This is a genomic window from Lichenicola sp. GTC18331, assembly GCF_055386855.1.
This window is the reverse complement of the sequence record NZ_AP045015.1, coordinates 1184451-1196754: the sequence shown is the minus strand read 5'-3', so window position 1 is coordinate 1196754 and position 12304 is coordinate 1184451. Positions and strand designations below refer to the sequence as shown.

Sequence of the window (12304 nt, the reverse complement as noted above, 5' to 3'; positions counted from 1 at the left end):
CGCGATCCGAAGGCCACACCCCATGAGCGAGCTCGAAGCCGTCCTGCACGAAGATCGGATCCTGATCCTGGATTTCGGCAGTCAGGTGACGCAGCTGATCGCCCGTCGCGTGCGCGAGAGCGGCGTGTATTGCGAGATCTGGCCGTTCAGCACCGCCGCCGAGCGGATTGCCGGGTTCGGTGCGCGCGGCATCATCCTGTCCGGGGGGCCGGCCAGCGTGCTCGACACCAACGCGCCGCGTATTCCCGATGCGGTGTTCGCGCAGGGCGTGCCGGTTCTGGGCATCTGCTACGGCCAGCAGGCGATGTGCGCCCAGCTGGGCGGGGCGGTGGAAACGCACGAGCATCGCGAATTCGGGCGCGCGCATGTGGATGTGCTGGAGGACAGCGCGCTTCTGCGCGGCGTGTGGCAGCGCGGCGCGCGCGAGCAGGTCTGGATGAGCCATGGCGACCGCGTGACGCGCCTGCCGCCCGGCTTCAAGGCCGTGGCGGTCAGCGAGGGCGCGCCGTTCGCGATCATCGCCGATGAAGGGCGCCGCCTGTATGGCGTGCAGTTCCATCCCGAGGTGGTGCACACCCCGCATGGCGCAGCGCTTCTGCGCAACTTCACCCATGACGTGGCGGGTTGCGGCGGCTCCTGGACCATGGCCGGGTTCAAGCAGATGGAGATCGAGCGCATCCGGGCCCAGGTCGGCACGGGGCGCGTGATCTGCGGCCTGTCCGGTGGTGTCGACAGCTCGGTGGCGGCGGTGCTGATCCACGAGGCGATTGGCGACCAGCTCACCTGCATCTTCGTCGATCACGGCATGATGCGGGCCGGCGAGGCGGAGGAGGTGGTGCGGACGTTCCGCAACCGCTTCAACATCCGTCTGGTGCATCGCGACGCGTCCGACCTGTTCATCGGTGCGCTGGAAGGCGTCACCGATCCCGAGATCAAGCGCAAGACGATCGGCCGCTTGTTCGTCGAGGTGTTCGACGAGGAGGCGAGCAAGCTGGGCGGCGCGGATTTCCTGGCCCAGGGCACGCTGTATCCGGACGTGATCGAGAGCGTGTCGCACACCGGCGGGCCGTCCGTGACCATCAAGAGCCACCACAATGTCGGCGGCCTGCCCGAAACCATGCGTATGAAGCTGGTCGAGCCGTTGCGCGAGCTGTTCAAGGACGAGGTGCGCGTTCTCGGCCGCGAGCTGGGCATTCCCGAAGCGATCGTCGGGCGGCATCCGTTCCCCGGGCCGGGTCTGGCGATCCGGATTCCAGGTGACATCACCCGCGAGAAGCTCGATCTGCTGCGCAAGGTGGACACGATCTATCTGGAGGAGATCCGCACCGCCGGTCTCTATGACGCGATCTGGCAGGCCTTCGCGGTTCTGTTGCCGGTGCGCACCGTGGGCGTGATGGGCGATGGACGCACCTACGATCAGGCTTGCGCGCTCCGTGCCGTCACCTCGACCGACGGCATGACGGCGGAGGTGTATCCGTTCGACATGGGTTTCCTGAACCGTGTGGCCGGGCGGATCGTCAACGAGGTGCGCGGGATCAACCGGGTGACGTACGACATCACGTCGAAGCCGCCTGGCACGATCGAGTGGGAGTGACCCGCACCGGGCGATGATGTCGTCGTGGCGGAACGGTCTTCCGCCCGACGGTCGTCTTTCCCTGTTGTTCAAGAGCCGGTAACCGCTCTTCCCGATTCCGGTTTGTACCGCTCATCGCCTCGCCGTCACCCGCTCCAGGCGGACTGAGCGGCGGCGCGGAGCGCGTCCGCGGCGTCGGGCGCGCCATGGGCATCGAGTGCCGAGACAAGGCGCTGCACCGAAGAGCGCAGCATGAAGCTCGGCTTGTGGTCGGCCAACGTGCGCGCGACCAGGGACGCCATTGCCTCGATCCTGTGCCGCAGCGCCGGCGACCAGCGCGGCAGCGTGTCGCTGAGGGCGTCGAGGCTGTGGGCGAGGCTCTGGTGCTGGCGTGATTCCGATGCGGCGACGATCGCGCTTTCCAGCGCGTCGAGCAGCCGGTCCGGCACCACGTCGCGATAGGCGATCGCCGTGACGCCGGGTGCCCTGGGGATCGCGGGCGCCCAGTGGCGTAGCAGATCGTGCAGTGCGTTCAGCACCTCCGCCCCGGCATCCGGGTCCGATTTCGCGGTGCAGATCACCGTCCAGCCGATCGTCGCCAGATGGTCGAGGCTGGCACCGGCATCGGTGCCGACGTCGCGGAGCGGCGAGACGGTAAGAACAGCAGCGACGCGTTCCACCAGCTCCGGCCCGGCCTCGCCGTGCAGCAGGGCGATCGGCGCGCCGGAGGGCAGGAATTCGCCGATCGGGGCCGTCACAGTCAGATGCAGGCCGGGCGCGGTGTCCAGCAGGCGGAACAGCGCCGCCGCGTCGGGCTGTCGCAGCCGTCCTGCTTCGCGTGTGGCGATCACCAGACCGGGTTCCAGGGAAACGGGTTCGGTCGTCGCTGCGAGCCAGGAGAGTTGGCGTTCGCGCGCGGCGAGAGCGGCGAGATGGATGCTGCCGACCACGATGGACGGCCTGGTCTGGTCGATCGTCGACCGGATCAGTTCCACCAGGGCCAGCAGCGACAGGGCGCCGAGCAGGGCGGACACGATCACGCCGAACACGGGCGAGGATGTGTGCGTGGTCTGTACCAGCGTGATCAGCACGAAGACGGAAACACCGACGAAGAAGCCGAGCCACGCCCTGTTGGCGGCGCGGGCGAGGTAGTGATCCACCACCTGCGCGTTGAGTACGGCGGCACCTTGCTGCACGGCGAGCAGCAGGATGGAGAAGGTGATCGAGGTGACGGTGATCAGGCTGCCGGCGATGGCCGACAACGTGCCGATGGCGGATTGCGTGTCGCCGACATACTGGCTCAGCCAGAGACGCAGCGGCCCCCAGCTGCGTCGCGCATCGGCATGGTTGTCGAGCCAGTCGATCGCGTAGGCGAGCACGACGAAGCCGGCGACGATCAGCAACGGCAGGGTGATGAAGCTGCGAAGCAGCCGTCCGGGCGCGGTTCGGAGTGTCATTGCGCGTGGGTAACGCTCAGGTCGCGTCGGGGTGCTCGGGTTTTGTTTGACACCCTTTCCCGAATCCGTGATCTAGCCAGCATGACCACATTCGTCCGTCGGGACATCACGCTGCCCGCCGAACTGCAGGACTTCGTCGATGCATCGCTCGCATCCGGGGCCTTCGCCAATGCCGATGCCCTGGTGACGGCGGCCTTGCTGGCGTTGCGCGACGGTGCGCCTGCGTCGGGCGCGACGGACTGGCCTGTGGGCGGCGGCGAGTGCGGCGCGCTGATCCGCGCGCGCGATTGGAGCAGGACGGCGCTGGGCGCAGCGTCCGGCTGGTCCGCGGAGATGCGGGCGACGATCTCCAATGTGGTGAATTCGCCGGTCGCGAAGATGGTGTTGTGGGGTCCGGACCACATCCTGTTCTACAACGACGCGTATCGCGCCGTGGCCGGGGACCGTCATCCCCTGGCGCTGGGGGCGCCCGTGGCGGAAGCGTTCCCGGAACTGTGGGGTCTGCGCGAGCCGATCCTGTCCGCCGCCTTGCGCGGCGAGGCGAGCGCGTTCCGCGACCAGCCGGTCGTGTTCCGGCGCGCGGATGGGCCGGAAACGCGGTTCTTCGACCTGTTCTACACGCCGGTCTTCAACGCAGACGGTCATCCGGGCGGCGTGTTGTGCACCATGGTGGACAACAGCGCCCGCGTGGCGGCGGAACGCAGCCTGCTGGCGAGCGAGCAGGAGTTGCGGCGCGTCACCGATGCCGTGCCGATGCTGGTGTCGTTGCTCGATCGCGACCACGTCTATCGCCTGGTGAATGCCGGCTACGAGCAATGGTTCGGCGTTCCGGCGGAGTCCGTGGTCGGTCGTCACGCCCGCGAGATCGTGGGCGAGCAGGCCTATCCCAGACGCGCCCTCGATCTGGATCGAGCCCTGGCCGGCGAGGCGGTGATCGCCGAGGACATGGTGCCGCACAGGGACGGCACGGCGCGTCTCGCGGAGTTCCGCTACGTTCCGCGCGTCGAGCCGGATGGGGCGATCACCGGCGTGTATGTGCTTGGCATCGACATCGACGACCGTGCGCGTCGCGAGACCGAGCTCGCGGCGAGCAATGCTCGTTTCCGCACCGCCATGCGCGCCGTCGACGGCATCCTGTGGACCAACAGCGCCGACGGCCGGATGGTGGGAGAGCAGCCCGGCTGGGCGGCGCTGACCGGGCAGGACGAGGAGGACTATCAGGGTTTCGGCTGGGCCAAGGCCGTGCATCCCGACGATGTGGGCAACAGCATCCTGGCCTGGAACGCCGCCGTTGCCGCCAAGGCGCCGTTCGTGGACGAGCAGCGCGTGCGGCGCCACGACGGCGAATGGCGTATCTTCGCGGTGCGGGGCCTGCCGATCCTGCGGGACGATGGCGAGATCACCGAATGGGTCGGCGTGCATACCGACATCACTCATCGCCGTGCCGCCGAGGCCGCGTTGCGCGGACATGCGGAGGATCTGGCGCGCCAGGTGCTGCATCGCGAGCGGGCCGAGGAGCAGCTCCGCCAGCTGAACGAGACGCTGGAAGCGCGGGTGATCGAGGAGATCGCCGAGCGTCGCGGCGCGGAAGCACGTCTGGCGCAGGCGCAGAAGCTGGAAACCGTGGGCAAGCTGACCGGCGGCATCGCGCACGACTTCAACAATCTGCTGCAGGTGATCGGCGGCAATCTCCAGCTCCTGAACAAGGATATCGCCGGCAACGAGCGGGCCGAGCGGCGTGTCGGCAACGCCATGGCCGGCGTGTCGCGCGGCTCCAAGCTCGCCAGCCAGCTGCTGGCTTTCGGGCGCAGGCAGGCTCTGGAACCGAAGGTGGTGAACGTCACCCGCTTCGTGCAGGGCATGGACGACATGCTGCGCCGGGCGATCGGCGGCGGGATCGAGATCGAGACGATCTTCTGCGGCGGATTGTGGAACACCTTCATCGACCCGACCCAGATCGAGAATGCGCTGTTGAACCTTGCGATCAACGCGCGCGACGCGATGGACGGACAGGGCCGGCTCACCATCGAACTGTCGAACGCGGCGCTGGACGACGCCTATGCCGATGCGCATAGCGAGGTCAGCGCGGGTCAGTATGTGATGCTGGCGGTGACGGATACCGGATCGGGCATGTCGCCCGAGATCATGAGCAAGGTGTTCGAGCCGTTCTTCTCGACCAAGCCGGAAGGCAAGGGGTCGGGGCTCGGCCTGTCGATGGTCTACGGCTTCGTGAAGCAGTCCGGCGGCCATGTGAAGATCTATTCCGAGCCGGGCATCGGCACCACGATCCGCCTGTATCTGCCTCGTGCAATGCAGAACGAGGATGTGGAGGTCGCCGTGCAGGCCGGCCCGATCAGCGGCGGCACCGAAACCGTTCTGGTGGTGGAGGACGACGAGGGTGTGCGCGACACCGTGGTCGAAATGCTGGGCGATCTGGGCTACAGGGTTCTGAAGGCGGTCGATGCCGGCAGCGCGCTGGCGGTGATCGAGAGCGGCGTGCCGATCGACATGCTGTTCACCGATGTGGTGATGCCCGGCACGCTGAAGAGCCCGGAACTGGCACGCAAGGCGCGCGAGCGTCTGCCGGATCTCGCCGTGCTGTTCACCTCCGGCTACACCGAGAACTCGATCGTGCATGGCGGCCGGCTGGATGCCGGCGTGGAGCTGCTGAGCAAGCCGTATACGCGCGAGCAGCTGGCACGGAAGTTCCGGCATGTCCTGTCCAACCGGAAGCAGCGCGGCCTTGCGGCGGAAACGGCCGCGGTGCCGGCGCCGATCGGGCCCGTGGCGGCCAATGCGATCACCGTGCTGCTGGTCGAGGACGATGCGCTGATCCGCATGAACACGGTGGAGATGCTGGCCGACGCCGGCTACGTCGTGATCGAGGCCGGCAGCGCGGAGGAAGCGCTGAACGCGTTGCACGCATCGCCGGTCGATATTCTGGTGACGGACAACAACCTGCCTGGAGCATCCGGCCTCGAACTGGCCGAAGCGATGCGCACGGTGCGTCCGGACGCGCAGATCGTGTTCGCGACCGGCGATCCGAGCGCGGTGGCGACGGTGCCGGGGGCGCGTCTGCTGGCGAAGCCCTACGGGTCGCAAGCCCTGCTGCGCGTGGTGGCGGAGGCCGGCGACGGGCTGCGTCCGGTTCTGGACGCGGCGACCCCCGCGCAGGACATCGCCTGAGGCGAACGCGTCAGAAGAACGACTGCAACCCGGTCTGCGCACGCCCCAGGATCAGGGCATGGATGTCGTGCGTGCCCTCGTAGGTGTTCACCGTTTCCAGGTTCTGGGCGTGTCGCATGACGTGATAGGCGCCGGTGATGCCGTTTCCGCCATGCATGTCGCGGGCGGTGCGGGCGATCTCCAGCGCACGGCCGCAATTGCTGCGCTTGATCAGCGAGATCATCTCCGGCGTTACGCGACCTTCGTCGAACAGGCGCCCGACCCGAAGGGCGGCCTGGAGGCCGAGAGCGATCTCGGTCTGCATGTCGGCCAGCTTCTTCTGCACGAGCTGGGTTTGCGCCAGGGGGCGGCCGAACTGCGTGCGGTCCAGCGTGTACTGCCGCGCCCTGTGCCAGCAATCCTCCGCAGCGCCCATCGCGCCCCAGCTGATGCCGTATCGGGCCCGGTTGAGGCAACCGAACGGCCCCTTCAGGCCCGACGCGCTGGGAAGGAGCGCGTCTTCGCCGACCGTGACGCCGTTCAGGACGATCTCGCCGGTGACGGAGGTGCGGAGAGACAGTTTTCCGTCGATCCTGGGCGTGGACAGGCCATCCATGCCGCGCCGGAGCAGGAAGCCGCGGATCGCGCCGTCATGCGCGTCGGATTTCGCCCAGACCACGAACAGGTCGGCGATCGGCGCATTGGAGATCCACGTCTTCGCGCCGTCGAGACGATAGCCGCCGGGGACCTGCCGGGCGCGCGTGGTCATGCCGTTCGGATCGGAGCCCGCATCGGGCTCGGTCAGGCCGAAGCAGCCGATCCATTCGCCGGAGGCCAGTCTCGGTAGGCATTCCTCACGCTGTTCATCGGTGCCGTAAGCGAAGATCGGATACATTACCAGCGAGGACTGCACGCTCATCATCGAGCGGTAGCCGGAATCCACCCGCTCGATCTCGCAGGCGACAAGGCCATAGGCGACATGGGAGGCATCGGCACCGCCGAAGCGTTCCGGCAGGGTCGCGCCGAGCAGGCCGAGCGCGCCCATCTCGCGGAAGATCCCCTTATCGACGGTTTCGTTGGCGTAGGCGTCCACCACGCGCGGGAGCAGCGTCTCCTGTGCGAAGGCATGGGCCGTGTCCCGGATCGCACGCTCTTCGTCCGTGAGTTGCTCGTCCAGGAGGAGCGGGTCATTCCATTGGAAGGCGGCGCTGCGTTTCGATCTCGAGTCCATGACGGTCCTCTTTTCAGCGAGCTTGCGTCGGCCGCGAGGTTGTCCACCAGCCCATCGCCGCGCACGTTCCCGCGCGTGCCGAATTCAGTCGGCAGAACGCCGTACGAATCCGACCCGCATGCCGAATGCGCGGCCAACGCGATCCAGCAACTCCGCCGTCGGATTTGCTACGCCGGTTTCGAGTGCGCTGATCTGGCGCTGGCTGAGGCCGAAACGCCGGCCGAATTCTGTCTGCGACAGTTGCATGATGCCGCGCATGGAGCGGATTGCGGTTGCGACATCCAGGCTGCCGCTTCGCAAACGCGCATCCAGCGCGTCGCGTTGTGCCTGGACCTGTTCGGCCGTCAGTCTGGGCATGGCGTTGCCTCGATCAACCGGGCGAGGACTTCGCCATTGATGGCCCGCGCGACCACCAATTCGGGAACACCGTGATCCCGTGCCAGCACCGGAAGCCGTTTCAGGGCAGGGACCATTCCTTTCATGGCCCGCAGGACATCGCCGGGCTGCAGAGCGGTGCCTTCGGCGCTTTGCTCGCAGATATGCAGAAGATCGGCCGGCCGGTGGGGAATGCTCCCGAACACCCAGCGCGTCGAAGGAACGATCATCGCTTCGTCGAGACGCATGGGTGCGAAGTCGAACAGGGGTGTCAGCCGCACCGTGTCGTTCTTCTTCTGCAAGGCCGTGTTGCGGCCATGATTGTCGGGATCGCCCATCGCCGCACCCAGCAGGTCGCGCAGGACGTATTCCACGACTTCCTGTTCTGGTTCGGTACAGACGCGTTTCAACAGCGACAGATAGGTCTCGTGCTTCTCCATGTGACCGAACGTGCCGATACCGAGCGCGGAGACCAGGCTTTCCTGACCGTGTCGATGCACGCTGCCATCCGCGACGGCGCGATCGAAGCGCGGGATAAGCAGTGTGCCGTCGACCCAGCGAATGGGTGCGCCGCAACGCAAGCCGCAGACACGCGCGACTTCCAGATAGCCGGGCTCACTCCGCAGGATCAGCTTCTGCGTTTCGCTGGCATTGGACGCGCTGGTCTTGGCGATGAAATGGGCCGCCGCGTGCTCGTCTGGCAGGATCGAGTCCGGCCAGAAGCGGTCATCTCGATTGGAACGGGTCAGCAGCAATTTCGGCCATACGCCCTGCACACCGCTGGAACCTGCCGCCGCCGCCGCATAGCCGGCCAGAACCTCCGCAAAATCGCTTGCATGCGCTTCGATCTGGGCAATCGTCAGGCTGGGATCGAGCGGCATGGCGGGATCGGCGAGCCAGCCATCCTGTTCCACCGCTTCGCGAATACGTAGATTGCCAATAGGCTGGCCGCCCGTCCGTAGCAGGACGGCCAGATCGGCGGCTTCGCCGTCCGCGCCGATGCCAAGTCGCCGTACCAACCCGGCGCGGGCCGTGCCCTGGGGCATCATGTCGAGCAGGAAGGCCGGCCATCCCGGGCGACGCATCAACCCGAGCGTAAGCGGCATATGCACGGAGACTGCACGCTGGTCGATGACGGTCTCATCGACTGTCGCATCGACATCGTATGGATATGTGATGGCGTAATCGGAAACGGTTTGGCCACGATGGCCGCGTGCGGGCTCGTCCAGTCGGACCGTCAGGGCATCATGCCAGAGCCCGTGATCGAAAAGCTGCACATGAAGTTGTTCCATGTGCTTCTATACCACCTACGACATAGGAATGTCGCCATTGGCGACATTCCTATGTCATGAACGTCGTAAGTGGCTTAAAGCGTGCCGCCGCGGCGGCCGACGGCGGCGCCGAGACGCAGGCGCAGTGCGTTCAGCTTGATGAAGCCCTGGGCGTCGACCTGATCATAGGCGCCCTGATCGTCCTCGAAGGTGACGACGCGGGTGTCGTAGAGGCTGTTCGGGCTCTCGCGACCGACCACGATCACGTTGCCCTTGTAGAGCTTCAAGCGGACCCGGCCGGTGACGCTCGCCTGCGAGGTGTCGATCAGCGCCTGGAGCATGCGTCGCTCGGGGCTGAACCAGAAGCCGTTATAGATCAGCTCGGCATAGCGCGGCATCAGACTGTCCTTGAGGTGGCCTGCCTCGCGGTCGAGCGTGATGGTCTCCATGTTGCGGTGGGCGGCGAGCAGGATGGTGCCGCCGGGCGTCTCGTAGACGCCGCGCGACTTCATGCCGACGAAGCGGTTCTCGACCAGATCGAGACGGCCGATGCCGTTGGCATGGCCGAGCTGGTTCAGCTTGGCGAGCAGGGCTGCCGGGCCGAGGCTCTCGCCGTTGATCGCCACCGGGTCGCCGTGATGGAAGTCGATGGTGATCTCGGTGGCGACGTCCGGGGCCTGCTCCGGGCTGATGGTGCGCTGGAACACGATCTCGTCCGGCGCCACGGCGGGGTCCTCGAGGATCTTGCCCTCGGAGGAGGAGTGCAGAAGGTTCGCGTCGACCGAGAACGGCGCTTCGCCGCGCTTGTCCTTGGCGATGGGGATCTGATTCTCTTCCGCGAACTGCAGCAGCTTGGTGCGCGAGGTGAGGTTCCATTCGCGCCAGGGGGCGATCACCTTAACGTCCGGCTTCAGAGCGTAGTAGCTGAGTTCGAAGCGGACTTGGTCGTTGCCCTTGCCGGTGGCGCCGTGGGCGACCGCATCGGCGCCGACCTGTTCGGCGATCTCGATCTGGCGCTGGGCGATCAGCGGACGCGCGATGGACGTGCCGAGCAGATACTGGCCTTCGTAGAGGGTATTGGCGCGGAACATGGGGAACACGAAGTCGCGCACGAAAGTGTCGCGTAGGTCGTCGACGAAGATCTCCTTCACGCCGAACATCTCGGCCTTGCGGCGCGCGGGTTCGAGTTCCTCGCCCTGGCCGAGATCGGCGGTGAAGGTGACGACCTCGCAGCCATAGGTGGTCTGCAGCCATTTCAGGATGACGCTGGTATCCAGGCCGCCGGAATAGGCCAGAACGACCTTCTTCACCGATTTGGCTGTCATGCGGCCCTGCTCCTCGCGCGCGTGTTCGATTACGCGAGGAGCCGTAGCATCGGGCGTGCCGTTCTGAGAAGGCGCTGTCGCGGTTCAGCCTTTGCCGGGACCTTTTTCCGGCTCCTTGCCCATCTCGTTGCGGTCGCCGCTTTCTACCTCGGGCCGTTGGGCCTGGCCCTTATGCGGTGCGCCCTTGGTGCCGCCCGGATCGGTATCCTTCACCGGCACATTCCCCGTCGTCTTGTCCGCCATGACCTTCCTCCCTTTGTTGTTCGAAAGGCCCGGGGACGACCGGGGTTCCCTTCAACCCCTGGGGATGAAAGGGGCTCCGCCCCTTTCCGGGGCCTGCGGGGCAGCGCCCCGCATTCCAGTCAAAACTTCAGCTTTTCCGCCGCATCCGCCAGCGTCTTCGCCGCACCGTGCTCGTAGAGCGAGGCCAGCCAGCGCCCGGTCGTCTCGGCCAGGATCGCGTTGCCGCCAAGATCGCCGAACAGGGCGGTGATGCCGAGTACGGGACGCGGATCGCTGCCGCCTTCGATCGCCTTGGTGCGGATCAGCTCCGCGAGCGGATGGCGGATGGCGATGGCGTTGCCCTGCTCGTCCTCGCCGCGCATGCGCCGGATCCAGGCGGCGAGGGCCAGGGCCAGAAGTTCGATGTCGCCGCCGCTGGCGAGCACGTCGCGGATCGGGTCGACCAGCACGTTGAGCGGCGCATCGGTGTTCACGCGCTCCACCGTGTCGCGGATGCCGGGGTTGCTGAACCGCTCGACCAGCTTGCGCTTGTAGGCGGCGACGTCGATCCCGGGCACCGGCATCAGCGTGGGGCCGGTTTCGCGGTCCATCAGCGCCATCATGTATTCGGCCATGTGCGGCGCGGCGAGGGCCTCGTCGATGGTCGTGTCCTCGTGGCCGGCGAGACGGCCGAGGCCGGCCACGGCCAGATGCGAGCCGTTCAACAGGCGCAACTTCATGAACTCGTAGGGGGTGACGTCCTCGACGAACTGGGCGCCGACCTCTTCCCAGGCCGGGCGGCCCTGGACGAAGCGGTCCTCGACCACCCATTGCAGGAAATCCTCGCACACCACCGGCCAGCGATCGGCCAGTCCGTACTGGTCGCGCAGATGGTCGATATCGGGCTGGCGCGTGACCGGGGTGATGCGGTCGACCATGGTGTTGGGGAAGACGGCGTTGGTGTCGATCCATTCGGCTAGGGCCGGATCGCGCAACCGGGCCAGGGTGAGCACGCAGTCGCGCAGCACGTTGCCGTTGTGCTGGATGTTGTCGCAGGACAGCGCGGTGAAGGCCGGCTTTCCGGCCGCCATGCGGCGTCGATAGGCTTCGACGATGATGCCCGGAGCCGAATGCGGCCGTTCCGGCGCGGCGAGGTCGGCGACGATCTGCTTGTGTTCGAGATCGATGCGCTTGGTGGCGCGGTTGAGGCAGTAGCCGTGCTCGGTGACAGTGAGGCTGACGATCTTCACCGAGGGATCGTCGATCAGGGCGAGCAGGGCCTCGCTGTCCTCGGCGGTCCAGAGCACCTGGACGATGGAACCGACCACCGACACGGTCTCCTCGACCGCGCTGCGTTCCACCAGCGTGTAGAGCCCGTCCTGCGGGGCGAGCGCGTCCAGCATCTTCTTGTCGCCCGGCAGCAGCACGGCGCCGGCGATGGCCCAGCCGGCATGGTCCGGGCGTTTGGCGATCAGCAGATCGGTGTAGCGGGCCAGATGCGCGCGGTGGAAACCGCCCAGGCCCAGATGCACGATGCCGGGCGACAAGGATGCCGGGTCGTAGCCGGGGCGTCGGACGCCATCAGGCAAAGAGGGCAGGGTGGCGCGGCTCAGTTCGATCATTGGAGGCTCCCGTGGGTTTTTTGCGCAGGGCTTTGCCCTGCACCCACGAGGCGACACTCGTCC

The 12304-nt window shown here is 66.8% G+C and carries 9 protein-coding genes; 2 read left to right on the top strand and 7 right to left on the bottom strand.

The genetic code is table 11. The features are described from left to right. Positions 1-22: 22 nt before the first annotated feature. Entirely contained in the window at positions 23-1594 is a 1572-nt protein-coding gene (gene guaA / locus ACZ5BM_RS05560; RefSeq protein WP_498910434.1) for a glutamine-hydrolyzing GMP synthase, read from the top strand. Between the two features lie 125 nt (positions 1595-1719). On the opposite strand, the gene ACZ5BM_RS05555 is transcribed toward guaA, so the two are convergent. Beyond that, positions 1720-3030, bottom strand: coding sequence for a DUF2254 domain-containing protein (locus ACZ5BM_RS05555; RefSeq protein ID WP_498910432.1), 1311 nt, complete (start codon positions 3028-3030; stop codon positions 1720-1722). Between the two features lie 81 nt (positions 3031-3111). Between ACZ5BM_RS05555 and ACZ5BM_RS05550 the strand changes: the two genes are divergently transcribed. Next, positions 3112-6216: a PAS domain-containing protein gene (locus ACZ5BM_RS05550; protein ID WP_498910430.1), complete on the top strand. Its 3105-nt coding sequence runs from the start codon at positions 3112-3114 to the stop codon at positions 6214-6216. A 10-nt stretch (positions 6217-6226) separates the two neighbouring features. On the opposite strand, the gene ACZ5BM_RS05545 is transcribed toward ACZ5BM_RS05550, so the two are convergent. The 6 genes from ACZ5BM_RS05545 to ACZ5BM_RS05520 all read right to left on the bottom strand — a co-directional run bounded on the left by ACZ5BM_RS05545 (position 6227) and on the right by ACZ5BM_RS05520 (position 12241). Next, complete coding sequence (locus tag ACZ5BM_RS05545) at positions 6227-7426, bottom strand: acyl-CoA dehydrogenase (protein WP_498910427.1); 1200 nt, start codon at positions 7424-7426, stop codon at positions 6227-6229. A gap of 84 nt (positions 7427-7510) precedes the next feature. Further along, positions 7511-7783: a helix-turn-helix transcriptional regulator gene (locus ACZ5BM_RS05540; protein ID WP_498910425.1), complete on the bottom strand. Its 273-nt coding sequence runs from the start codon at positions 7781-7783 to the stop codon at positions 7511-7513. Continuing rightward, entirely contained in the window at positions 7771-9093 is a 1323-nt protein-coding gene (locus tag ACZ5BM_RS05535) for a type II toxin-antitoxin system HipA family toxin (protein ID WP_498910423.1), read from the bottom strand. The genes ACZ5BM_RS05540 and ACZ5BM_RS05535 overlap by 13 nt, the downstream gene beginning before the upstream one ends. A gap of 74 nt (positions 9094-9167) precedes the next feature. Then, entirely contained in the window at positions 9168-10397 is a 1230-nt protein-coding gene (locus ACZ5BM_RS05530) for an argininosuccinate synthase (RefSeq protein ID WP_498910422.1), read from the bottom strand. Between the two features lie 84 nt (positions 10398-10481). Next, complete coding sequence (locus tag ACZ5BM_RS05525) at positions 10482-10640, bottom strand: hypothetical protein (RefSeq protein WP_498910420.1); 159 nt, start codon at positions 10638-10640, stop codon at positions 10482-10484. 119 nt (positions 10641-10759) lie between these two features. Then, a complete protein-coding gene (locus ACZ5BM_RS05520) occupies positions 10760-12241 on the bottom strand; it encodes a mannitol dehydrogenase family protein (RefSeq protein ID WP_498910419.1) in 1482 nt (493 codons plus the stop codon). Positions 12242-12304 lie beyond the last annotated feature (63 nt).

What these genes read in the sequence shown, in the direction of transcription:
- guaA (WP_498910434.1), top strand. Translation starts at nt 23, where the DNA reads ATGAGCGAGCTCGAAGCCGTCCTGCACGAAGATCGGATCCTGATCCTG.
- ACZ5BM_RS05555 (WP_498910432.1), bottom strand. Translation starts at nt 3,030, where the DNA reads ATGACACTCCGAACCGCGCCCGGACGGCTGCTTCGCAGCTTCATCACC.
- ACZ5BM_RS05550 (WP_498910430.1), top strand. Translation starts at nt 3,112, where the DNA reads ATGACCACATTCGTCCGTCGGGACATCACGCTGCCCGCCGAACTGCAG.
- ACZ5BM_RS05545 (WP_498910427.1), bottom strand. Translation starts at nt 7,426, where the DNA reads ATGGACTCGAGATCGAAACGCAGCGCCGCCTTCCAATGGAATGACCCG.
- ACZ5BM_RS05540 (WP_498910425.1), bottom strand. Translation starts at nt 7,783, where the DNA reads ATGCCCAGACTGACGGCCGAACAGGTCCAGGCACAACGCGACGCGCTG.
- ACZ5BM_RS05535 (WP_498910423.1), bottom strand. Translation starts at nt 9,093, where the DNA reads ATGGAACAACTTCATGTGCAGCTTTTCGATCACGGGCTCTGGCATGAT.
- ACZ5BM_RS05530 (WP_498910422.1), bottom strand. Translation starts at nt 10,397, where the DNA reads ATGACAGCCAAATCGGTGAAGAAGGTCGTTCTGGCCTATTCCGGCGGC.
- ACZ5BM_RS05525 (WP_498910420.1), bottom strand. Translation starts at nt 10,640, where the DNA reads ATGGCGGACAAGACGACGGGGAATGTGCCGGTGAAGGATACCGATCCG.
- ACZ5BM_RS05520 (WP_498910419.1), bottom strand. Translation starts at nt 12,241, where the DNA reads ATGATCGAACTGAGCCGCGCCACCCTGCCCTCTTTGCCTGATGGCGTC.